The sequence below is a fragment of the Bradyrhizobium sp. 26S5 genome, from assembly GCF_036923295.1.
Classification (GTDB): Bacteria; Pseudomonadota; Alphaproteobacteria; order Rhizobiales; family Xanthobacteraceae; genus Bradyrhizobium; species Bradyrhizobium septentrionale.
Map to the genome: position 1 here is coordinate 7,006,035 of NZ_CP145948.1, position 21,687 is coordinate 7,027,721.

Consider the following 21,687-nt stretch of genomic DNA (forward strand, 5'->3'; position numbering starts at 1 on the left):
GCCGGCGTGAATGCATCTCCCGCCTGACGATGGTCGGACAAGGCCCAAGCTTATATCGGATAATTCGATAGTAACAGCCAGTATTATTCGTTTGTCTAATTCATCGCGGCGCGTAGCCTTGCGGCCGATGCTCGGAGGACCCGCCATGAGATCACTGCCGCAATCAGCAACGTACCTTTCGCGCCGCCTGCTGCGGACGCTGTACCGAATCCTGCGCAGCCGGATCGTGACAAGACCGGGCCACCGCGCCAGCCAGGTCGCTTCCGCCATCGCAGCGAGCGGCAATCCCCTGGGCGTGTAAGGCCGGCAATGCGACGGGTAACCGCGCGTTTGAAGGCGCTGCGTCAGCTGATCGCCGACGAAGGGCTGACCATCGCGATCCTGACGGCAGTCGCGTCCGTCACGGTGATCGCGTTTGGCTTCCGTGCGGAAGCCGACATCGTGGTCTCGATGCTGATCATCGGCGTCGTCACGGCGCTGGCCGAAACTCGTCTTCGATCGGGAAAATAGCTGGCGTTCGCACGGCCGGCTTCATGATGACGATCCGGCTTGCTGCGCCGCGCGGCGCCGCAGTTCCTTGAGCTCCTCGAAACGCTTGGTCACGTCGCGCATCACGGCCACGGTGCCGGCGACGTGTCCCGCGTCGTACAGCATCACGATGGTGAATTCGACGGAGATGCGCGCGCCGAGCTTCGTCAGCGCAGGCACCGACAGCAGATCGCCCTGACCGTAACGGCTGGTCTCGGTCGCCATCGCGTGCCGGTAGCCGGCCCAGTGACGCGCACGCAAGGCTTCCGGAATGATCAGGTCGAGCGATTGCCCGATCGCTTCGTCGGCCGTGAAGCCGAACATCCTGACCGCACCGGGATTCCACAAGGTGATGCGGCCTCTCGCATCGGTCGCAACGATCGCGTCGGACGCGCCATTGAGCAACGCGTCTCCCACCGCTGCCGCAATATCCATCGCTTGACCTCCAGCTGATCCCGATCTTGCTCTGAACTCGGACCTTCACGCTGACAAGCGAAGAATCGCGATGCGATCGATCGGCGATACCGATATCAATCGCGCCGCCTCCGCACGCCCGACTTCGCCCGTGCGACGTCCGCGCCGGAGCGGGCCTGGGATGCCGCGAGGCGACGCATGATCTCGATCGCACGCGCCAGATGGTCGTCCTGGCTATCAGCCGGATAGGCGACATAGGCCGGCATCGCAAAGCTGGGCGCGCCGGCGACGGCGTGCAGCCGCCGCGCCTTCAGGAGCGGCTCGACGATGCGGCGCGCGAAGAAGCCGGAGCCGCCATTCTCCAGAAGGTGCTGCAATCCAAGCCAGCCGATGTTCACCGTCAGCGCGGGGCCGGCGAAGTTCGGAAACAGCGTAGAGTGACGCGCGTAGAATTCAGCGCCCCAATCGACATAGACATAGCCCTGCCCCGGCTCCGGTGCGCTCTTGGGATCAGTCGAGACCAGGATGAGCTGCTCCTCGAACAGCTGTTCGACCTTGAGGCCGGGGCGGCTCTGCGGCGTGTACATCACGCCGATATCGATGCGGCCCTCGACCAGCCCCTGCATCAATTCGGGCTCGAGCGCGCTCTCGGCGCGGATCGAGACGTCGGGATGTGCCTGCGTCATCAGCGGCAGCCAGCGCAGCAAATACTCTTCCCAAAGTCCGATGCGACCGCCGACCACCAGCGTCGCGGAAAACCCCTTGGGGATTCCGACATCGTGGCGTGCCTGCTCGACGGTGCGAACCAGCACCGAGGCGTGCCGCTGAAACTGCCGGCCCGCCGGCGTCAGCGTGGCGCCCGCCTTGTTGCGCACGAACAGCACGCAGCCGAGCTGCTGCTCCAGCGTGTGAATGCGGGTGCTGACCGTCGACTGGCTGACGTGAAGACGTTCTGCCGCGGTAATGAAGTTGCCGGCGCTCACCACCGTCAGGAACGTTCGGGCCAGTTCGGTGTCCATGGCGCGAAACCCTTTGGCACGAAACCCTTGGATCGATGAATTCGATATCAAAGGGTTATCCTTCGCGAATGTCAAAACCGGGCAAATCGGCCCGAGTTAACCATCGCTATCGCTTGACGCGGACCGCCAAAGCCCGCATGCGTAGCCCGTCAGTCGGCCGGACGGCCGCTCCCGCTGGTGCCGAAAGGCCGCGGGGGAGGAAAGTCCGGGCTCCATCGACATGCGGTGCCGGATAACATCCGGCGGGGGCGACCCCAGGGAAAGTGCCACAGAGAACGAACCGCCTCGCTTCGCCTTCGGGCTTGGCCGGGTAAGGGTGAAAAGGTGCGGTAAGAGCGCACCGCGTTTCCGGCAACGGAGACGGCATGGCAAACCACACCGGGAGCAAAACCGAATAGGGACGGCAACGCGGTTAGTTCGCGCACGCGCGATAACACCGCAGGGCGATGTCAGGCCCGCTGTCCGGGTAGGTTGCTCGAGGCAAGGTGCAAACCTTGTCCCAGAGGAATGGCCGTCACGTACCATTCGCAAGAATGGTGCCCTACAGAACCCGGCTTACAGGCCGGCTGATATCCTAAAGCGTTTTCGAGCGAAGTGGGGTTCCGGTTCGCGTCAAGAAAACGCGTCTTGCTAAGGTGGACCATGAGGGGCTCGGCGCAACACGCCGGGCCCCTCGCCATTTCCGATGTGCCACCTGTTGCGCGCTGTGATGTTGATCGCCTCTTTGCTAAACTGCGGGCACGGCACTGCACCTTCGAGGGCATCAAACCACGCTGCTGATTTCGCCAGGACAATCCGCAACGCAGGGCACACGCAGGAGGCAAAAGGCATGACCTATTTTGATCTCGGGCCGTACAGCCGCAAAGTCACGACATCCTCGCCGGACGCCCAGCTCTGGTTCGACCGCGGGCTCAACTGGCTGTTCGGGTTCAACCACGGCGAAGCGATCAAGTGCTTCCGCAAGGCTCTCGATTACGACGCCGAATGCGCGATGGCGCATTGGGGCATCAGCTACGCCGCGGGGCCGAACTACAATCTGCCCTGGGTTCGCTATGACGCACAGGGACGCCAGATGGCGCTACAGGCCTCCTACGACACGATGCAGGACGCGCTCGCGCATGCGGGAAAAGCAAGCGCGCTGGAACGGGCGATGGTCGAGGCGCTGCCCGCACGCTATCCGCAGCGCGAGGCGATCGAGGACATGGCGCCGTGGGACAAGGCCTACACCAGGGAGATGCGCAAGGTGTTCGCGGCCTTTCCCGACGATCTCGAGGTCCGCGCGGTGCTCGCCGAATCGATCATGAACGAGACCCCGTGGCAGATGTGGGACCTGCCCTCCGGCAAGCCGGCCGAGGCTGCCGGCACCGAAGAATGCAAATCGATCCTCGAACAGGCACTCGACAAAATTCCGGCGGCGTGGGATCACCCGGGCCTGCTGCACCTCTACGTCCACCTGATGGAGATGTCGCCGTTCCCGCAGCTCGCGCTGCGGGCCGGCGACCGGCTGCGCGAGATCGTGCCCGACAGCGGTCACCTGATTCACATGCCGACGCATCTCGATGTGCTGTGCGGGCATTACAACGACGTGCTGCGCCACAATCAGAAGGCACTGGCGACCGACCGCAGTTTCCTTCGCTATTCGGACGATCCCGGCGTCTACCTCGTCTACGTCATCCATAACTTCCACTTCGCGATCTACGGCGCGATGTTCCTCGGCCAGTACGCGCCCGCGATCGCTGCTGCCGAGGAGTTGATCGCCACCGTGCCGGAGCCGGTGCTGCGCATTCCGTCGCCTCCGATGGCGGATTTCCTCGAAGGCTATCTGACGATGAAGCAGCACGTGCTCGTGCGCTTCGGAAAGTGGCGCGAGATCATCGAGCAGAAATTGCCCGACGATCGCGACCTCTACTGCTCGGTAACGGCGATGATCCACTACGCCAAGGCGGTCGCGCATTCGGCGCTCGGCAATGTCGCGGAGGCCGAGGCCGAGAAGGCATCGTTCGTGGCGGCGAAGGCCCGGGTGCCGGAGAGCCGCCTCGTGCATAACAACAAGATGGTGAACCTGCTCAACGTCGCCGAAGCGATGCTGAACGGCGAGCTGGAGTACCGCAAGGGCAACTATGACGTCGCATTCGGGGAGCTGCGCAAATCGGTCGAGCTCTCCGACGCGCTGCCCTATGACGAGCCCTGGGGATGGATGCAGCCGCCCCGTCACGCGCTCGGCGCGCTGCTGCTCGAGCAGGGACATATCGCGGAAGCCGAGGCGGTCTACCGTTCCGATCTCGGTCTCGACGGTAAGCTCAGCCGGGCCTGCCAGCATCCCGACAATCTGTGGTCGCTCCATGGCCTGCACGAATGCCTGCTTCGCCGCGGCGAGAAGGCGGAGAGCGCGCTGATCAAGCAGCGGCTCGATCTCGCGCAGGCGCGGGCGGAGATCCCGATCAAGGCATCCTGCTTCTGCCGACGGACGGCGATGGCCGCGTAGGCGGCCGCTGCCAACCCAGGGCGGCGATCGCGATGCGGACCGCGCCATTGCTGGCGTTGTGGCGGCAGCATCCCCATCTAGCGGGAGCCCGTTCGAGCGGCATGACAAACCACAACGGGAGCAAAACCGAATAGGAACGGCAACGCGGTTTTCGAGCGAAGTGGAGTTTCGGTTCGCGTCAAGAAAACGCGTTTTGCCAAGGTGGTCCATGAGGGGCTCGCCGCAACACGCCGGGCCCCTCGCCATTTACAGTGACCGTCATTCCAGGGCGCGCCTTGCGACCAGCAGTGCCGACCCGTCGCCTCGCGTCAGAACGACCCGAATGCGGTGCCGATCGCAATCACCGCTGCGAGCGCGATAACGGAACTCACAATGCCCACCATGACAATGTCGAGATAGCTTTCGCGATGCTTCAGCCCACAGATCGCGAGCAGGCTGACGACCGCGCCGTTGTGAGGCAGAATGTCCAGTGTTCCCGAGCCGATCACCGCGACGCGATGCAAAAGGCCGGGGTCAATACCCGCCTCCGCGGCAAGATCCATGTAGGTCCGGCCCAACGCATCGAGCGCAATCGTCAAGCCGCCGGAAGCTGACCCCGTCAGTGCGGCAAGGATGTTCGTCGCGACCGCGAGCGACACCAGTGGGCCGCCTTCAATTCGCAGCACCCAGTCCCGCACCACGCCGAAAGCGGGAAGCGAAGCGATAACGGCGCCGAATCCGACAAGGCTTGCGACGCTCAGCGCCGGCAGGACCGACGCGTTGGCACCGGCATCCATGGTTCGTCGTAGTTCAGGCAGTCGCGTCCAGTTGCAGAGGATGACCGTCACGATCGCTCCCGCCAACGCCACGACAACCGACCAAACACCGGCCACGGCAGCCAGTGATGTATTTCCCCACCGCTGTTCGGCCAGGAATGAGAAATCAAGCCGGGGCAGGACAACGAGCGACGTCACCAGATTGACGGCGACGACGACGATCAGGGGAAGGATGGCGTTGAAAATCGGGACAGCGGCGTTGCTGTGATATCCGTGACGGATCTCCGCCGGATCGAATTCTCGCGCCGTCGTGGCCCGCTCGCGCAACAGCTCATCGTCGGCTGCATCCGCCGAAACCGGCGGCTCGTCGCCATAGCCCTCATTTGCGCGACGCGCTGCTTTCTCTGCGCGAAGCAGCCACCACAGCCCGACGCCCAGCATGATGATCGCTGCGACAACGCCGAGGCCCGGTGCGGCAAAGGGGGTCGTGCCGAAGAAAGGCATCGGTATCGCATTCTGTATCGACGGCGTGCCCGGCAGCGCCGACATGGTAAAGGTCGAAGTCCCGAGAATCACCGCCGCCGGTACCAGACGACGCGGAATCCCCGCCGTGCGAAACAGCGACTGCGCCATCGGAACGATGACAAAGAACGCGACGAAGAGGCTGACGCCGCCGTAGGTGACCAGTGCACCTGCGAGCACGACCGCGAGGATGACCCGGCGTTCGCCCAGACATCGGGAGATGAAGCCCGCGACCGCAGTGACCGCGCCGCTGTCATCCATGAGCTTCCCGAATACGGCGCCAAGCAGAAAAATGGGAAAGAACTGCGCGAGAAACTCCGACGCACTGCCCATGAAGGTCTGCGTCCAGTTGGCAAGCAACGGCTCGCCACCGAAGGCTGCGGCCACCAGCGCACAGAGCGGCGCGAGCAGCAGGACGCTCCAACCGCGGAAAGCAAGACAGACCAATAGTCCAAGCCCGACGAGAATGCCGAGAAGGCCCATCGCCTCAGCACTCCGTCAGCAGAATATCGAGATCGGCGGTCGAACGCTCACCGAGATCGGCGCCATGCGCGTCGAGGAATTCGCCGGCGGCTCGCCGCCCTTCCTCGTGCAGCTTGGCCACGAACGCCCATTCGGCATTAAGCTTGGATGACGAACCGAACGTCGCAAGCATGTCGCTCTTGATCCGGTGCGTCTTCATCTGCGCCCAGCGGGCACCTTCTCCGGTGCCGGGGTCGGCAACTTGACGAAGCAACGCGATCATCCGCAGCTCCTTTGCCAGCGGCGAATTGAACGAGATCTCGTTGAGTCGGTTGAGAATGTCGGCGGCCGTGCGCGGCTGCTCCAGCCGCTCGGTCGGGTTGATCTGGACGAGGACGGTGTCGCGCGCGTCGGTCTCGCGAACGAGCGGCGTAATCGTGGGATTACCCGCATAGCCCCCGTCCCAATAGGGCTCGCCATCGATCTCGATCGCAGGAAACATCGTTGGCAGGCAGGCCGACGCGAGCAGGACATCCGCGGTAATCTCCGCGTTGCGAAAAATCCGTCCGCGCCCCGTACGCACGCGTGTGGCGGTTATGAAGAGCTTGATCGGCGCGCGCGCAAGACGCTCGAAATCGATGCTGTCGTTCAATATGTCGCGCAGCGGATTGAAGCCGAGCGGATTGAGATCGTAGGGTGAAAGCATCCGCGACATCAAATCGGTGAAGAGATAGGCCGGAGAGCTATCGAGCGACCAGCGTCCCATCAGGCGGTCGAGCGGCGACCGTTGCAACGGACTGAATGCGGCGGCGCGCGAGACGCTTTGCCAGTATTTTTCAAGCGCTTCGCGTGCGCCCGCAGCGCCGCCCGCGGTCCACCCGTCCGCCAGTACGGCGGCGTTCATCGCTCCGGCCGATGTCCCGGATATGCCCGCAATCTGAAACCATGGCTCTTCGAGAAGCCGATCCAGGACGCCCCATGTGAACGCACCATGCGATCCTCCACCCTGGAGCGCCAAGTCTACGAGCACGGGGCTACGGTTCATGAGACCACGTTCACCAGCACGCGAGACGCTCATTATGTCGCGGTTTGGCCGAACATGCGAGCCAAAGTTGCGGTCACCGCCTGGTTCCGATGGCGAACTTCGAACGACGTCGCCTCATCCCGCAGCGAAGCGACCCAATCGCTTCAGCGTCGCCATAGGCCCACGTTTCTTAAAAGGCGACATACATGGGGCGGCGGGCGTAGAGTGCGCCCTTCGCGGAGGATCGCAGATGGACCTTCAGAAGATCATTCAGGCGGCACGCAAGATCAGTCGCCGCTCAGGCTTCATCACTTTTGATCAACTGAATGAATTGTGCCCGAAAGAGCTTAGCGCCGACGACGTCGAAGCGCTCCTCGGCGCGCTCAAGAGTGAAGGAATCCGCCTCGCGGACCATGAGGAGGAGGCATCGACGGGGCCATCATGCTCGTTCTGCGGAAAGGCCGCGCCGCAGGTCCTGCAACTGGTGGCAGGACCCAGGGCATTCATCTGCAACGAATGCGTCCAATTGTGCGTGCAGGTCTTTGCCGCCGACCATCCGGAGTGGCTGGCGGAGCATCGAAAGTTTGTCGAGGGGTTGCCGAGCAAGCCCTGATCGGGTCCGGAATCTCACGTAAACAATCTCCTGCGGACTCTGAACGCCGAGTTGCAGGCCCGAGCGCGATCGCATGCGCTGCTCGTGAAGCTCGGAAACAACGCCATCAGCCAGTTAGGACGATAGCGGCAGCGTCAACAGAATGCCCGGCAAATAGAGCTTCGAATGCGGTGGCAAATTAGCCATCCAGCGGCGTTAGAGTTATGATCAGCTGGAGCTGGACGTCTCCTTCTGCCCGGGATTCAGAAAATCAAACGGAGGAATGGTAATGTCGGTCGCCTGCAAGTTCGAGCGCAGCATTCTCAGCCACGAAGAATATGAGGCAATCCGCCTGACGCATCATCCCGCCATCTACAACGTCGAGGTGGCTGAGCTTGAGGCTATGCGACCCCGCTTGCGCAAGATGCGCGACAAGGAGCGAACGGTCAGCCGACAAAAGCAGCGAGAGAGCCGCGGAAAAGCCGAGGCTCGCGGGACAAGCTTTCCAGGAACCGACAAGCATGCTTCAGAACGAAAGCAAGTCTTCGCGGCGGCGGTGAAGCGGGTGAACACGGAGCTCAGGCGTCTGCATAACCTCGCAGCTCGGACCGCGCATGTCGAAGCAGCCCGAAAGGCCCTCGCACTGCACCGAGCCGCGAACTTCATGACTCGTCCCTCGGCCGGCGCTACCGCGGGCGACGGCATGGTGCCGAAGCCAAGCGAACGCCGAAGAAAGATCATTGCAGGCGCGAAAATCGGACGAGTATCGCAGGCGACGAAAGTCGCTCAGGCCGTGCGCGACGCGCGTGGTGCATGACCCTGGCCAAACAAACGCACCTGATCGATTCCGGCGCGAAGCTTCGCATCGCCCCGGAACGACGGCTCGTCAGGAAACGATCTCCTGCAACAGCGCCATCAGCGCCTCCGGCGCTGTGACGTTCGGCGAGTGGCTGGCGTCGATCTCGAAATAGCGCCAGCCGGCTTCGTTCCTGGTGCGCCGGGCGAACTGGCCGAACGTGTCGACCTGGGTGGTGCGGGTGGCGTAGATGTAGCTGCGCGGCAAATTCGTCTCGCCGTGCTGCAGCTTCAATTTCTGCTCGAAGCATTTGATCGGCATGTCGACCCGGCGCGCGGTCAGCCATTCGACGTCTGCGGGAGATGTGTCCGGCGGCGTCGGCATCGGCGGGATACGCCAGCCGTCGCCATCGTGCGCAAGCTCACGCATGGTCTCGATGACCGGCTCATTGAGGTCGAACAGCGACTGGCCGTCGCGCGGCACGAAGGCATCGAGATAGATCAGCTGCGCGATGCGCTCGCGCACCCGGTCGGCGACGCCGGTCGCGACCATGCCGCCATAGGAATGGCCGATCAGCACGACGTCACGCAGGTCTTCGTATGAGATGACGTTGAGCATGTCGCCGATATGCGCTTCCAGATCGAGCCCCCGATGGGCGAGGTGCGCGCGCTCGCCGAGCCCGGTGTAGGTCGGCGTGATCAGCCGGTGCCCGGCAGCCTGCATCAACGGATGCATCTTCTTCCAGACCCATCCTGCCGACCAGGCGCCGTGACAGACCAGAAAGGTTTTCGACGAACTCGAAGTCATTGGGATGCTTCCATTCCGATTATGGTTGATGAGCCGCGATTTCGAAGTGTACCCGCCACGCGCGTCGTGTAAACGTCGCTGCAAATGATCAGAAGAACGAGACGAGGATGACCCCGGCTGGTTACGCGATCCTGTTCTTCGGCGCGCTGGCCGGCGGTTTCGTCTCCGGCCTTGCCGGCTTCGGCACCGCGCTGATGGCGCTCGGCATCTGGCTCTATGTGCTGCCGCCGACACTTGCGGTGCCGCTGGTGCTGGTCTGCTCTGTGATCGCGCAGGTTTCGACGCTGCCGTCGATCTGGAAGAGCATCGATTTCCGCCTGGTCTGGCCGTTCGTCATTTGCGGCCTCGCCGGCGTGCCGATCGGCATTCTGCTGATCGCGCGGGCCGACCCCGGCGTGTTCAAGCTGACGATCGGCATCTTCCTGCTGGTGTTCCCGACCCTGCTGTTCCTGCAGCGCAAGCCGATGTCGATCTCGTTCGGCGGCAAATGGGCCGATGGCGCGATCGGATTTGCCGGCGGCATCCTCGGCGGCCTCGCCGGACTGTCCGGTCCGCTGCCGATCCTGTGGGCGAGCCTGCGCGGCTGGGGCAAGCAGCAGCGGCGCGGCGTGTTCCAGATCTTCAACTTCACAATTTTGGCGGCCGCGCTTCTCATCCAGATCGCCAGCGGCCTGGTGAAACCGGAGTTGATCTGGCTGGTGGCCTGCGCGTTTCCCGGCACGCTGCTCGGCGCCTGGCTCGGCGCGCGGCTCTATCACGCGCTCAGCGACCGCAATTTCTCCGACGTGGTGCTGGTGCTGCTGTTCCTGTCCGGCGTCGCGCTGGTCTGGAACGGGCTGGCGCCGCGATGATCAACCGCCATCGCAAATTGGCTGAGCCGGTCATCCCACCGGCTCAAGACCAACGCGTTCCGGAGCAACGTCGCGCGGCGGCGGCACGAGACGTTTGCTGAATTCGCGACGGAGCAACGACAAGCTCAAACCGGCCTGTAGCGTCGTCGTCACGATCGACAGGTACCACACATGCTCGATCCGGAAGCCGGGCCGCGTCGAGAGCCAGATCACCGGCACCGCATAGGTGACGAGGCGCACGACCGAACTCAGCAACACCGGTCTGGTGTTGCCGAGACCCTGGAACACGCTGTTGCAGGTAAAGATCAGTCCCTGCGCGACGAGATTCATGGAGACGAAGTGCAGAAACTGGGCGGCGACCGCCATAGTCTCCCGATCGTTCGAGAAGCCCTCGAGCAACAGCCCTGGCTTCCACTGCGCGAGAACAGTGAAGACTATCATAACGACCGTGCCGATCAGCACCGCCTTGACGAAGGTCTCCTGCACGCGCTTGCCATTGCCGGCGCCGAAATTCTGTCCGGCGATCGGGCCGGCGGCAAGCGCCACCGCCAATGCCGGCATCTGGATCAGGCCGAGCACGCGCGTCCCGATGCCGAACCCGGCTTGGGCCGCCGGGCCGAAATCGCGCAGCACATAATAGATCACACCCATCCAGGCGAAGATGAGCGCGAACTCGCCGCCGGCAGGCAGGCCGACATTGAGGATCCGCTTCCACTGCCGGAGTTGTGGACGCCATTGCGCGGGATCGAATCCGACATAGCGTTCCAGTTTGCGGAAATACACGAACAGCATCAGCACGCCGATGAGCACGGCGATCGAACTTGCCAGACCTGCCCCGGCGACGCCGAACGCGTGACCGGTGCCCCAGCCTGCGATCAGGACCGGCGCCAGCGCGATGTTGATGATGACCGCGACCGCCTGCACCAGCATGCTGGGCCGCACGATGCCGGTAGCCCGCAGCGCTGACGCCATCACCTGGGTGATGAATTGCAGCGCCAATGCCGGCATGAACCACAGGAGATAGGTGGTGCCGGCTTCGATGGTGGCCTGGTCGGCAGCGACCGAGCGCATATAGAGGCGCGACAGCAATGCCCCCGCGCACAGCGTCAACAGCCCTGATAGCACCGACAACACGATCGACTGATTGAACACGAGGTTGGCATCGCTGCGGTCCTTGCGTCCCACGGCATGCGCGATCAGCGAGACGGTGCCGACGCCCAGCACCTGCATCAGCGCGTTGACGAGGAAACCGGCATTGCCGGCTGCAGATACCCCCGCCACGGCGGCCTCGCCGAGACCGGCGACAAAATACAAATCGACCAGTTGGCAGATCATGATCGTGATCATGCCGACCACGATCGGGGGAGCCATGACCAAGATGTGGCTCACGATGGAGCCGCGCGTAAGGTCTTTCATTTCAATTCCATTCTCAAATCGATTCTGAGGTCAATTTGGGCCGCGTGGCTGCCGGAGATGAATCCGTCAGCCACGCGCCATCGCTCACTCCGCCGCCGCGGCCTGGCCGAACTCGGTCGCCTGCCGCTCGAACAGGCCGCGGTAGATGCCGCCGGGACGTGCGGCGAGCGCCTCATGGGTGCCCTGCTCGACGATCTCGCCGCGATCGAATACCAGGATGCGATCCATGCCGCGCACGGTCGACAGCCGGTGCGCGATCACGATCGAGGTCCGGCCCTTCATCAGCCGCTCCATCGCTTGCTGGATCAGCGCCTCGGACTCTGAGTCGAGGCTCGAGGTCGCTTCGTCCAGGATCAGGACCGGCGCATCCGCCAGGAAGGCGCGCGCCAGCGCCACGCGCTGCCGCTCGCCGCCCGACAGCTTGACGCCGCGCTCACCCACCAGCGTGCCGTAGCCCTTCGGCAGCCGCATGATGAAGTCGTGCGCATTGGCAAGCCGCGCCGCCTGCTCGATCGCCTCCATGCCGGCGCCCGGCCGGCCATAGGCGATGTTCTCCGCCAGCGTACGGTGGAACAGGATCGGCTCCTGCTGCACGATCGCGATCTGGCTGCGCAGCGATTGCTGCGTCGCCTGCGCGATATCCTGACCGTCGATCAGGATTTTTCCACTGGTGACGTCGTAGAGCCGCTGCACCAGCTTGACGAAGGTCGTCTTGCCGGAGCCGGAGCGCCCGACGAGACCGACGCGCTCGCCCGCATCGATGTCGACCGACAATCCGTCATAGAGCGGCCGGCGATGGCCGCCATAGTGGAACGTGACGTCGTCGAACACGATGCGGCCGCCCTGGATGTCGATCGTTCCAGCGTCGACCGCGTCGACAATGCCGAGCGGCTCACCGTGGATCTGCACCAGCTCCTCCATGTCGTTCACCGAACGCTGCAGGTTGTTGATGTGCATGCCGACATCGCGCAAGTACGCGTGGATGATGTAGTAGCTGGTCAGGACATAGGTGACGTCGCCCGGCGTGGCGCGGCCGGCCGCCCACAGCAGGATCGCACCGCCGATCACCGAGGCACGGAAGCACAGCAGCACGAGCAGCTGCGCCGTCGAAGTGTGGTTGTAGCGGAGCCAGGTCCGCCGCACCCGGCGGCGCCAGCGGCTGATGACGCCGTCGAGCCTGATATCCTCGCGGGTCTCGGCGCCGAACGACTTCACCACCGCGTTGCAGGTCAAGGCGTCGGCCAGCGTGCCGCCGACCTTGGTGTCCCATGCATTGGAGACGCGCGCGGCAGGCGCGACGTAGCTCACCTGGAACGCCATGGTCATCGTGACATAGATCACCGAACCTATGGCGATCACCGCGCCGAGCTGCGGCCAGTGCAGCCCGAGCAGGATCATCGAGCCGAGCAGCACCACGAGCGACGGCAGCAGCGCCATCAGGATGGTGTCGTTCAACAGGTCGAGCGCCCACATGCCGCGCGTGACCTTGCGCACGGTGGAGCCGGCGAACGAATTGGCGTGCCAGTCGGTCGAGAAGCGTTGCACCCGCATGAAGGCCCGCTGCCCGACATCGGACATCGTCTTCAGCGTGAACGGCACGATGGTCGTAATGCCGACCAGCCGCAGCATCAGCGACAGTGCACCGAGGCCTACGATGGCGCCGAATGCCAGCATCGCGGCATGGCGCGCGGCGGCATCCGTCGAACCCGCGGTCAATGCGTCGACCAGATGACCGGAGAATACCGGCATGAACAGGTCGGCGGCGGTCGCACCGAGGAAGCCCGCGGTCACGGCGGAGGCGCGGAGCGGCTGCTCCAGCCAATGGCGGAACACGAATGGCAAGACGATCCGGATCGCGGCCGGTCGCTTGGATGTCAGAGAGGTCATGGCACATTCCGGCCACGCCTTTGCAGCGCAAGCCGGCTCCACTTAAGGCGACTGGCGGACGGAATCCGGCCGCAGGAGTCGCTGAAAACAATCGGTAATTTGTTGGGAAGCTTTGATGATCGGGGATCAGGCCCGATCAGCGCCGGGAGCTAACGCGTAAGTGCGTCCAGCACCATCGAACGCGGGCGCACGATCTGCGAAATAAACGACTTCATGCGCATCTCCCGGGTTCGAGTAAGGAATGCGCTGCTTATAAATGCATCAGGCGCGATTGGCAAGATGACAAGCGCGTGAGTGCGTCCAAGTGCGCCACTGTGTCGGCGATGCAACGCTCCGCACGCCAACGGGTGCACACGACGCGCGATGCCGATGCTCTCAATGCGCGTCGCCGCCGGCGTCGGTCATCGGCGGCGGCTTGTTGACGAACAGCACCAGCAGGCTGAGGCCGACATAGAACAGCGACAGCATGAAGAAGGCGTCGCCGTAGCTCATCACCTGGGCCTGGCGGTGCACGATCTGCGAGAGCTGCTTCATCGCCATCAAGGTGGAATCGCCCATGCCCTGCAAACGCTGGGTGAAATTGTTGAGGGTCTCGACCGCGGTCGTGTTGCCCCAGGTCACGCGGTCCTGCAGCCGCGAGATGTGCAGATCGGTGCGGTGGTTGAGCGCTTCGTTGATCAAGGCGAGCCCGACCGCGCCGCCGAGATTGCGCATCAGGTTGAACAGGCCGGAGGCATTCTTGACGCGGTCCTGTGGCAGTGTGGCGAGCGCAATATTGTTGGTCGGCACCATCGCGCACATCATGCCGATGCCGCGCAGAATCTGCGGCACCAGCAGCTCGTAGAAATCGTACTCGCGCGTGATCCAGGTCATCTGCCAGGAGCCGAGCGCGAAGGTGACGAGGCCGAAGGCGATGATGTAGCGCAAATCGACCTTCTGCATCAGACGGCCGACCACCGGCGCCATGAAGAACATGGTGATGCCGGAGACGAACATGGTCTCGCCGATCATCAGCGCGCTGTAGCCGCGGACCTCCGCGAGATAGCGCGGATAGACGTAGGTCAGACCGTAGAGCCCGATGCCGATGCAGAACTGCAGCACGCAGCCGACCGCGAAGTTGCGGTTGGAGAAGGCATAGAGATCGACGATCGGCTCCTCCACGGTCAACACCCGCCAAAAGAAGGCGATCGCCGAGACGAAGCAGATCGCGGCGCAGATCGCCACTGAGGTGTCCTGCAGCCATTCATATTGCGGGCCTTCCTCCAGCACATATTCCAGCGAGCCGAGGAAGCCGCCCATGAAGATCAGGCCCCACCAGTCGAAGCGCTCGAGCAGCGCGAAGTTCGGCTGGTCGAAATCGACCAGCGCCAGCACGCCGATCGTGATGATGATGCCGGGCACGATGTTGATGAAGAACAGCCAGTGCCACGACATCAGATCGGTGATGAAGCCCCCGACCGTCGGCCCGACCGTCGGCGCGAGCGTCGCGACCAGCCCGATGATCGGCGCCACGATGTAGAACTTGGAGCGCGGGAAGATGGTGTAGGCCGAGGCGAACACCGTCGGGATCATGCCGGCGCCGAGAAAGCCCTGCAGCGCGCGCCACAGGATCATCTGCTCGATCGTGGAGGCGAAGCCGCACAGCAGGCTGGACACCGTGAAGCCGAACGCCGAGATCGCGAACAGCAGCCGGGTGCCGAGCGCGCGCGACAGGAAGCCGGACAGCGGGATCGCGATCACCTCGGCGATCAGATAGGCGGTCTGCACCCACGACACTTCGGTCGAGGACGCCGACAGGCCGGCCTGGATCTCGGTGAGCGACGCCGAAACGATCTGGATGTCCAGGATCGACATGAACATGCCGAACACCATGATGATGAACGCAACCACCCGTTTCGGCTGGAGGCGCTCGGACTCCGAGGCGCCGGCCATCATCGAAGGGGAAGCAGTGGTCGCGTCGGCCATGGGCTTATCAGGCTCCGCGCTTCGAACCCTCAGGTTCGAAGCTTCAAGGCATCACTGCGGATGGATCATCATCGGCGCGTCGAGATCGGTATCGGCGTCGGCGTCGGCCGCGCCCTCCCTGGTGTCGACGGTGGTGTAGACCGACATGCCGGCGCGCAGCATGCCCTGCTTGGCGACGCTGTTCGGCACGCGGATGCGGACCGGCAGGCGCTGCACGATCTTGGTGAAATTGCCGGTGGCGTTGTCGGGCGGCAGCAGCGTGAACACCGAGCCCGCGGCCGGCGAGATGCTGTCGACGATGCCGGTGAACTTGCGGAAGCCGTATGCGTCGACCTTGATCGTCACCCGCTGGCCGGGACGGATGCGCTTGAGCTGGGTCTCTTTGTAGTTGGCGTCGATGAAGACGCCGTCGAGCGGCACCACATTGCCGAGCCGCTGGCCGACATTGATGTAGTCGCCGGTATTGACCAGGCGGTTGGAAAAGGTGCCGTCGACCGGGGCGCGGACCTGGGTGAAATCGAGGTCGCGCTCGGCCTTGGCGAGCTGGGTCTGCAATTCGGCAAGCTGGGCACGGGACTCGGCCTGCTGCGCCTTGGTTACCTCGACATTGCTCTTCGCGGTGTCGTAGGCGGCCTGCGCCGAGCGGACGGCGGCGGCGCCCTGATCGCGGCCGGCTTCGGAGACTTCGAACGTGGCGCGCGAGGCAAAGCCCTTGGTGCTGAGCTCCTGCTGGCGATCGAAATCCAGACCGGCGCGCTTCAGGCCGGCTTCGGCGGACACCAGCTGGGCCTGCGCCTGCTCGACCGTGCTCTCGGCTGCCGCAACCTGGCGGCCGAAGCGCTCGATCGTCGCCTGCTGGGTCGCGATCCGGGTGCGCGCGGCATCGGCTGCGATGCGATAGTCGCCGTCGTCGATCCGGAAGATCACATCGCCGGCGCGCACCAGCGCATTGTCGCCGGGCAGGATCGCAGCGATATGGCCCGCGACGCGCGCGCCGAGCATGGTGTTGTTGGCGCGGACATAGGCATCGTCGGTCGAGACATAGAAGCGTCCGACCATCAGGTAATAGGCGGCATAGCTTGCGGCCGCGATCGCGAGCAGGCCGACCACGCCCATCATGACGAATTTGCGCTTGCCGGATTTCGGCGGCGCAGAAGCAGCGGGCGAAGCCGCCGGCTGCTCGGGCGCAGAAGCGGGCGGCGCCTCGGCGGGACGCTTGAATTCGTCGGCCCTTTTAGTTTCGTCAGTTCTGGCCTGCTCGCCGAGATCGGCGGATGCATCGCGCGCCTTCGCGTCCTCGGCCATCTCAGGCCCGGAACGAACAATGCGTGCAGCCTGATCTCGTGCTGCGGCCATAGCCGAGGCTCCCCAAAATAGTCTCGATGCCCGCAATGGCGGAATAAGGGCCGTGCGGCTCATCGTCACTCCCACCAATAGCATTGACCGAACGGTTCGGTCAATCTATATTCCCTCGGCAGGGATTATAACGCTTCGATTCTTAACCTTGCGCATTCCGGGTTGAGTTCTTTGGCGAGAAGCTAAATCAATGGTTGCAGCCCCCCGAGCCTCCCTCCAGCCCGTCGGCGAGGAAGAACCGTCAAAACGACGCCAGATCCTGGACGGCGCCCGCAAGGTGTTCCTGGAGCTCGGTTTCGACGGCGCCAGCATGGGCGAGATCGCCCGCGCCGCTGCCGTCTCCAAGGGCACGCTCTATGTCTATTTCCCCGACAAGGCCGGGCTGTTCGCGGCGATCGTCGAGGAGGAGAAGCTCGAGCAGGGCAAGGTCGCCTTCAATTTCGATCCGACGCGCGACGTCGACACCACCCTCCCCGAATTCGGCCGCGCCTATGTCGCGGTGCTGTGCCGGCCCGGCGGCGGTTCGGCGATCCGCACCGTGATGGCGATCGCCGAGCGGATGCCCGAACTCGGCAGCCGGTTCTACACCCATGTGATCGCCCACACCGTCGACCGCTTCGCCGCCTATCTCGAGGCGCGCGCCGCGCTCGGCGAGCTCGTGATCGATGATTATCAGCTCGCGGCATGGCAGTTCATGCAGATGTGCCAGGCGACGCTGTTCCAGGCGTTCATCTTCCAGGCCAATCCGTCGCCCTCGCCGCAGCGGATCGCTGTTGTCGTCGACAGCGCAACGCGGGTGTTCTTCGCCGCGTACCGGCCGAAGCAGGCGAACTGATCTCGCACCGTCATTGCGAGGAGCGTCAGGGACGAAGCAATCCACTCTTCATCCTCGCGGCGCGATGGATTGCTTCGCTTCGCTCGCAATGACGGGGAGAGATTAGCGCGCTACCATGGCCGTTGCGGCGCCAATTCGAGGATGGCCATCCATGAACGACCTCAGCATTCGGCATATGCGGCCAGACGAGATCGCGCTCGCGGTGGACTGGGCCGCGGCAGAGGGATGGAATCCCGGTCTCGCCGATGCCGCGTGCTTTGCCGCCGAGGACCCGCACGGATTTTTCATCGGCGAGCTCGACGGGCGGCCGGCCGCGGTGGTCTCCTGCGTCAATTACGGCGCGCAGTTTGCGTTCCTCGGCTTCTACATCGTGCGTCCGGATCTGCGCGGCCGCGGCCATGGCCTGAAGATATGGAATGCGGCCATCGCGCATGCGCATCCACGCGTGATCGGGCTCGACGGCGTGGTGGCGCAGCAGGCGAACTATCAAAAATCCGGCTTCGCGCTCGCTTACGCCAATGTGCGCTATGGCGGCACGGTTGCCGCGCCGCCGGCGCCGAACGCTGACATCGTCGCGCTGGCCGATGTGCCGGCGGCGCGGATCGAGGCCGATGACGCCACGGTGTTTCCGGCGCCGCGTCCGGCCTTCCTGCACGCCTGGATCAATACACCAGGACATCTCGGGCGCGCGCTGTTGCGCGACGGCGCTCTCGCCGGCTGGGGCGTGATCCGCCCGTGCCGCACCGGCCGCAAGATCGGTCCTCTTGTGGCCGATGACCGCGCCGGCGCCGAGACCATCCTGTCGGCATTGCTTGCAAGCGCCGGCAGTGGCGAGATCTTCCTCGATGTCCCCGCGGTCAACCGCGACGCCGTCGCATTGGCGGCAGGCCTCGGGCTCTCGCCGGTGTTCGAGACCGCGCGGATGTATACCGGCGCGATCCCGCCCTTGCGGATCGATCGCGTGTTCGGCGTCACGACGTTCGAGCTCGGTTAGCGCTTCGGTCCTGGTTGAGAACCGAAGCGCCGCAAGACTCCCAGTCTAGTTCGCCGCCGCGTTGATCTGCGGCGGTGCACTGCCCTGCTCCAGCCCTTCGGGCAGTCCGGCGAAGCGGCGCAGGGCCTGCGCCATCTTCACGCGACCGCTGACGCCCGTGATGATGACATCGACCATCACGAAGGACGAGTGGAAGTGGCCGTGCCCCTTGAGCTGCTCGACCTTGACGCCGGCCTTGGCGAGCGCGTCGCCATAGGCGATGCCCTCGTCGCGCAGCGGATCAAACTCGGCGGTCGCGATGAACGCCGGCGGCAGGCCGTCGAGCTTGCCGCGCAACGGCGCGACGCGCGGATCGGTGCGGTCGGCGGGCGAGCAGTACAGGTCCCAGAACCAGTACATCAGCCCGCGGGTCAGGAAGTAGCCGGCCGCGTTGTCGACATAGGACTGCCGGTCGAAGGAGGAGTCGGTGACCGGGCAGATCAGGAGCTGGCCCGCGATCTCGGGCCCGCCGCGATCGCGCGCGAGCTGGCAGGTGACAGCCGCGATATTGCCGCCGGCGCTCCAGCCCGCGACCAGCACCGGCCCTGCCCTGCCGCCAAGTTCGGCGGTGTGGGCGGCGATCCAGCGCGTCGCCGCATAGCCGTCCTCGGCCGCCGCCGGGAAGCGATGCTCGGGCGCGTGGCGATAACCGACGCTGACGATGATCATGCCGGTGCGCCGGCACAGATCGCGGCAGAACGGATCGTCCGACAGCTCGTCGCCGAGCACCCAGCCGCCACCGTGGAAATAGACCACGATCGGATGCGGCCCCGGCGTCGCCGGCCGATACAGCTTGTAGGGCAGCGGGCCGTCGGCACCCTGCAACATGCCGGTGCCGACTTCGCCGACGGGACGGCCGGCAGGACGGCCCTTGTTGAACTCGGTCAGGAAGTCGCGCGCGCCCTGCGCACCCATGGTCTCGATCGGCGGCAGGTTCATCTCGGCCAGCATGCCGAGCACCAGCCGCACGTCCGGCTGCAGCCGCACGACCTCGCCGTCATTGCACTGTTCGGCGACGCCGGGACCCGACAGCTTGAAGCCGAGCATGCCGCGGCCGACCACCTCATTGCAGATGCTGCGATACGGGCCGACGCCGCCGGTATAGGGCATCACGCCCTGCGGCTTGCCGGGCACGTTGGCGCCCGTGTACCAGGTGTTGGCGAGCCGATGCAGCGTCAGGGTCGCGCAGTCGGCCATGTGCCGCTCCCAGCCGGCCTGCGCGTTCTCGGTCGCCTCCATCGTGGTGAAGCCGGCGTCGCGCAGCGCGGCGATCCGCTCCACCACCCAGTCGACATGCTGCTCGATCGACACCGCCATGTTCGACAGCACCGACGGGCTGCCGGGGCCGGTGATCATGAACAGATTGGGGAAGCCCGCGACGGTGACGCCGAGATAGGTCTGCGGTCCGTGCGCCCAGACATCCGACAGCGACTTGCCGCCGCGGCCGGAGATCGGATGCACCGCCATGATCGCGCCGGTCATCGCGTCGAAGCCGGTGGCGAACACGATGACGTCGACATCGAAGCTGCGCCTGCCGGTCGCGATGCCGTTCGCCGTGATCGCCTTGATCGGCTCCTGCCGCAGATTGACCAGCGTCACGTTCGGACGGTTGTAGGTCGCGTAGTAGTTGGTATCGAGGCAGGGACGCTTGGCGCCGAACGGATGATCGTGCGGAGCGAGCGCCGCGGCGATCTCGGGATCCTTGACCACGGCGCCGATCTTCTCGCGGATCAGATCGGCGACCAGCCGGTTGCCGTCGACATCGACCGCCTGGTCGGCCCACAGCTGGGTCAGGATATGGACGAGGTCGCCCGCCGCCCACGCCTTCTCGAAGCGCTCGCGGCGTTCGGCATCGCTCAACTGCCAACTCACCACGGTCTGCTGCGGATACGGCACGCCGGCCATCGACCAGCGCGCCTGCTCGCGATAGGCCGCGCGGTCGGTCTCGAAGAAGGTCTTCCGATCCTCCGGCGCCGGGCCGTTGCCGGCAGGCAATGCGAAATTCGGCGTACGCTGGAACACGGTGAGTTGCGCGGCCTGCTCGGCGATCAGCGGAATCGATTGGATGCCCGACGATCCGGTGCCGATCACGGCGACCCGCTTGCCTTTGAGATCGACGCCCTGATGCGGCCAGCGGCCGGTGAAATAGATCTGGCCCTTGAAATCCTTGACGCCGTCGATCTCCGGCGGCTTCGGCGCCGACAGGCAGCCGGTCGCCATGATGTAATAGCGGCACGAGACATTGGCGCCGTTGTTGGTCGAGATCTGCCAGCGCGCGGTCGCATCATTCCAGGTCGCCTGCGTCACCTTGGTGCCGAAGCGGATGTCGCGGCGCAGATCGTAGCGGTCGGCGACGAAGCCGAGATAGCGCAGGATTTCCGGCTGGGTCGCGTATTTCTCCGACCAGGTCCAGGCCTGATCGAGTTCGGGATCGAAGGTGTAGCTGTAGTCGATGGTCTGGATATCGCAGCGCGCGCCGGGATACCGGTTCCAATACCAGGTGCCGCCGACGTCGGCGCCCTCTTCGAGCGCGACCGCCGAGAAGCCCGCCTTGCGCAGCCGATGCAGCAAATAAAGACCGGCGAAACCGGCGCCGACGACCGCGACGTCGACCTGCTGCGTGGTTCCGCTGTGCGTGGAGTCCGAAGCGCGTGCTGCAACTGCTGCGTCTGGCATGCCATTCCTCCCATATGTTTTGATTTGACGGAAGGCTAGCCCTGCGCTTTCAGTTTGTCATCACGACAAACGCAATCAGAGGTCGCCGCAATTGTGGCGCGCGCGCCTTGGAACGAAACGCGCAGCGCGTAGACGCAAGTGGTGTTGTTGCGGGCCCCGAGCACATGAGGAAGGTCGAGCCGCATCCCATCATTGCGAGCGAACCGAAGCAATCCACCGCACCGCATATGCGGACGCATGGATTGCCTCGTCAACGACGCGGGT

General features: G+C 64.5%; 17 protein-coding genes and 1 other RNA gene. 8 read left to right on the plus strand and 10 right to left on the minus strand.

Features of this window, described 5'->3' with window-relative positions:
• Positions 1–309: 309 nt before the first annotated feature.
• The gene (locus V5279_RS33075; RefSeq protein WP_338691300.1) at positions 310–510 is read left to right on the plus strand and encodes a hypothetical protein; all 201 of its coding nucleotides are present in this window, start codon (positions 310–312) and stop codon (positions 508–510) included.
• A 21-nt stretch (positions 511–531) separates the two neighbouring features.
• Here the strand turns inward: V5279_RS33075 and V5279_RS33080 are convergent, their stop codons facing one another.
• Positions 532–963 (minus strand): PAS domain S-box protein, encoded by a 432-nt coding sequence (locus V5279_RS33080; RefSeq protein WP_338691301.1) that lies wholly within the window; start codon positions 961–963, stop codon positions 532–534.
• A gap of 95 nt (positions 964–1,058) precedes the next feature.
• Positions 1,059–1,961, minus strand: a complete 903-nt coding sequence (locus V5279_RS33085; protein ID WP_338691302.1) for a LysR family transcriptional regulator — start codon at positions 1,959–1,961, stop codon at positions 1,059–1,061.
• Between the two features lie 149 nt (positions 1,962–2,110).
• On the opposite strand from V5279_RS33085, the gene rnpB reads away from it, so the two are divergent.
• Both rnpB and V5279_RS33095 read left to right on the plus strand, forming a co-directional pair.
• An RNA gene (rnpB, locus tag V5279_RS33090) (RNase P RNA component class A) lies at positions 2,111–2,535 on the plus strand.
• A 255-nt stretch (positions 2,536–2,790) separates the two neighbouring features.
• Complete coding sequence (locus tag V5279_RS33095; protein ID WP_338691303.1) at positions 2,791–4,446, plus strand: hypothetical protein; 1,656 nt, start codon at positions 2,791–2,793, stop codon at positions 4,444–4,446.
• 308 nt (positions 4,447–4,754) lie between these two features.
• On the opposite strand, the gene V5279_RS33100 is transcribed toward V5279_RS33095, so the two are convergent.
• Both V5279_RS33100 and V5279_RS33105 read right to left on the minus strand, forming a co-directional pair.
• The gene (locus tag V5279_RS33100; protein ID WP_338691304.1) at positions 4,755–6,206 is read right to left on the minus strand and encodes a GntP family permease; all 1,452 of its coding nucleotides are present in this window, start codon (positions 6,204–6,206) and stop codon (positions 4,755–4,757) included.
• 4 nt (positions 6,207–6,210) lie between these two features.
• On the minus strand, positions 6,211–7,230 hold the full coding sequence (locus tag V5279_RS33105; protein WP_166304606.1) for a patatin-like phospholipase family protein: 1,020 nt from the start codon (positions 7,228–7,230) through the stop codon (positions 6,211–6,213).
• Positions 7,231–7,459: 229 nt separating this feature from the next.
• Here V5279_RS33105 and V5279_RS33110 point away from each other — a divergent pair, with 229 nt between their 5' ends.
• Entirely contained in the window at positions 7,460–7,822 is a 363-nt protein-coding gene (locus V5279_RS33110; RefSeq protein WP_338691305.1) for a ClpX C4-type zinc finger protein, read from the plus strand.
• 268 nt (positions 7,823–8,090) lie between these two features.
• On the plus strand, positions 8,091–8,618 hold the full coding sequence (locus tag V5279_RS33115; protein ID WP_029078924.1) for a hypothetical protein: 528 nt from the start codon (positions 8,091–8,093) through the stop codon (positions 8,616–8,618).
• Positions 8,619–8,687: 69 nt separating this feature from the next.
• On the opposite strand, the gene V5279_RS33120 is transcribed toward V5279_RS33115, so the two are convergent.
• Positions 8,688–9,404 (minus strand): alpha/beta hydrolase, encoded by a 717-nt coding sequence (locus V5279_RS33120; protein WP_338691306.1) that lies wholly within the window; start codon positions 9,402–9,404, stop codon positions 8,688–8,690.
• 107 nt (positions 9,405–9,511) lie between these two features.
• On the opposite strand from V5279_RS33120, the gene V5279_RS33125 reads away from it, so the two are divergent.
• Positions 9,512–10,255: a sulfite exporter TauE/SafE family protein gene (locus V5279_RS33125; protein WP_338691307.1), complete on the plus strand. Its 744-nt coding sequence runs from the start codon at positions 9,512–9,514 to the stop codon at positions 10,253–10,255.
• Between the two features lie 30 nt (positions 10,256–10,285).
• On the opposite strand, the gene V5279_RS33130 is transcribed toward V5279_RS33125, so the two are convergent.
• From V5279_RS33130 to V5279_RS33145, 4 genes are all read right to left on the minus strand, one after another.
• Positions 10,286–11,671 carry an MATE family efflux transporter gene (locus tag V5279_RS33130; RefSeq protein ID WP_338691308.1) on the minus strand — a complete coding sequence of 462 codons (1,386 nt, stop codon included), beginning with the start codon at positions 11,669–11,671 and terminating at the stop codon, positions 10,286–10,288.
• 84 nt (positions 11,672–11,755) lie between these two features.
• The gene (locus V5279_RS33135) at positions 11,756–13,558 is read right to left on the minus strand and encodes an ABC transporter ATP-binding protein (RefSeq protein WP_338691309.1); all 1,803 of its coding nucleotides are present in this window, start codon (positions 13,556–13,558) and stop codon (positions 11,756–11,758) included.
• Positions 13,559–13,933: 375 nt separating this feature from the next.
• Positions 13,934–15,523 (minus strand): DHA2 family efflux MFS transporter permease subunit, encoded by a 1,590-nt coding sequence (locus tag V5279_RS33140; RefSeq protein ID WP_338691310.1) that lies wholly within the window; start codon positions 15,521–15,523, stop codon positions 13,934–13,936.
• 51 nt (positions 15,524–15,574) lie between these two features.
• Positions 15,575–16,879: an HlyD family secretion protein gene (locus tag V5279_RS33145; RefSeq protein ID WP_338691311.1), complete on the minus strand. Its 1,305-nt coding sequence runs from the start codon at positions 16,877–16,879 to the stop codon at positions 15,575–15,577.
• A 190-nt stretch (positions 16,880–17,069) separates the two neighbouring features.
• Here V5279_RS33145 and V5279_RS33150 point away from each other — a divergent pair, with 190 nt between their 5' ends.
• On the plus strand, positions 17,070–17,714 hold the full coding sequence (locus tag V5279_RS33150) for a TetR/AcrR family transcriptional regulator (RefSeq protein ID WP_338691312.1): 645 nt from the start codon (positions 17,070–17,072) through the stop codon (positions 17,712–17,714).
• Between the two features lie 151 nt (positions 17,715–17,865).
• Positions 17,866–18,708, plus strand: coding sequence for a GNAT family N-acetyltransferase (locus V5279_RS33155; RefSeq protein ID WP_338691313.1), 843 nt, complete (start codon positions 17,866–17,868; stop codon positions 18,706–18,708).
• A gap of 45 nt (positions 18,709–18,753) precedes the next feature.
• Here the strand turns inward: V5279_RS33155 and V5279_RS33160 are convergent, their stop codons facing one another.
• Entirely contained in the window at positions 18,754–21,423 is a 2,670-nt protein-coding gene (locus V5279_RS33160; RefSeq protein WP_338691314.1) for a flavin-containing monooxygenase, read from the minus strand.
• Positions 21,424–21,687: the final 264 nt, after the last annotated feature.

Coding starts and splice junctions, on each gene's coding strand:
- V5279_RS33125 (WP_338691307.1), top strand. CDS start 9,512: ATGACCCCGGCTGGTTACGCGATCCTGTTCTTCGGCGCGCTGGCCGGC.
- V5279_RS33155 (WP_338691313.1), top strand. CDS start 17,866: ATGAACGACCTCAGCATTCGGCATATGCGGCCAGACGAGATCGCGCTC.
- V5279_RS33120 (WP_338691306.1), bottom strand. CDS start 9,404: ATGACTTCGAGTTCGTCGAAAACCTTTCTGGTCTGTCACGGCGCCTGG.
- V5279_RS33130 (WP_338691308.1), bottom strand. CDS start 11,671: ATGAAAGACCTTACGCGCGGCTCCATCGTGAGCCACATCTTGGTCATG.
- V5279_RS33115 (WP_029078924.1), top strand. CDS start 8,091: ATGTCGGTCGCCTGCAAGTTCGAGCGCAGCATTCTCAGCCACGAAGAA.
- V5279_RS33080 (WP_338691301.1), bottom strand. CDS start 963: ATGGATATTGCGGCAGCGGTGGGAGACGCGTTGCTCAATGGCGCGTCC.
- V5279_RS33100 (WP_338691304.1), bottom strand. CDS start 6,206: ATGGGCCTTCTCGGCATTCTCGTCGGGCTTGGACTATTGGTCTGTCTT.
- V5279_RS33085 (WP_338691302.1), bottom strand. CDS start 1,961: ATGGACACCGAACTGGCCCGAACGTTCCTGACGGTGGTGAGCGCCGGC.
- V5279_RS33140 (WP_338691310.1), bottom strand. CDS start 15,523: ATGGCCGACGCGACCACTGCTTCCCCTTCGATGATGGCCGGCGCCTCG.
- V5279_RS33095 (WP_338691303.1), top strand. CDS start 2,791: ATGACCTATTTTGATCTCGGGCCGTACAGCCGCAAAGTCACGACATCC.
- V5279_RS33145 (WP_338691311.1), bottom strand. CDS start 16,879: ATGGCCGCAGCACGAGATCAGGCTGCACGCATTGTTCGTTCCGGGCCT.
- V5279_RS33075 (WP_338691300.1), top strand. CDS start 310: ATGCGACGGGTAACCGCGCGTTTGAAGGCGCTGCGTCAGCTGATCGCC.
- V5279_RS33150 (WP_338691312.1), top strand. CDS start 17,070: ATGGTTGCAGCCCCCCGAGCCTCCCTCCAGCCCGTCGGCGAGGAAGAA.
- V5279_RS33135 (WP_338691309.1), bottom strand. CDS start 13,558: ATGACCTCTCTGACATCCAAGCGACCGGCCGCGATCCGGATCGTCTTG.
- V5279_RS33110 (WP_338691305.1), top strand. CDS start 7,460: ATGGACCTTCAGAAGATCATTCAGGCGGCACGCAAGATCAGTCGCCGC.
- V5279_RS33160 (WP_338691314.1), bottom strand. CDS start 21,423: ATGCCAGACGCAGCAGTTGCAGCACGCGCTTCGGACTCCACGCACAGC.
- V5279_RS33105 (WP_166304606.1), bottom strand. CDS start 7,230: ATGAACCGTAGCCCCGTGCTCGTAGACTTGGCGCTCCAGGGTGGAGGA.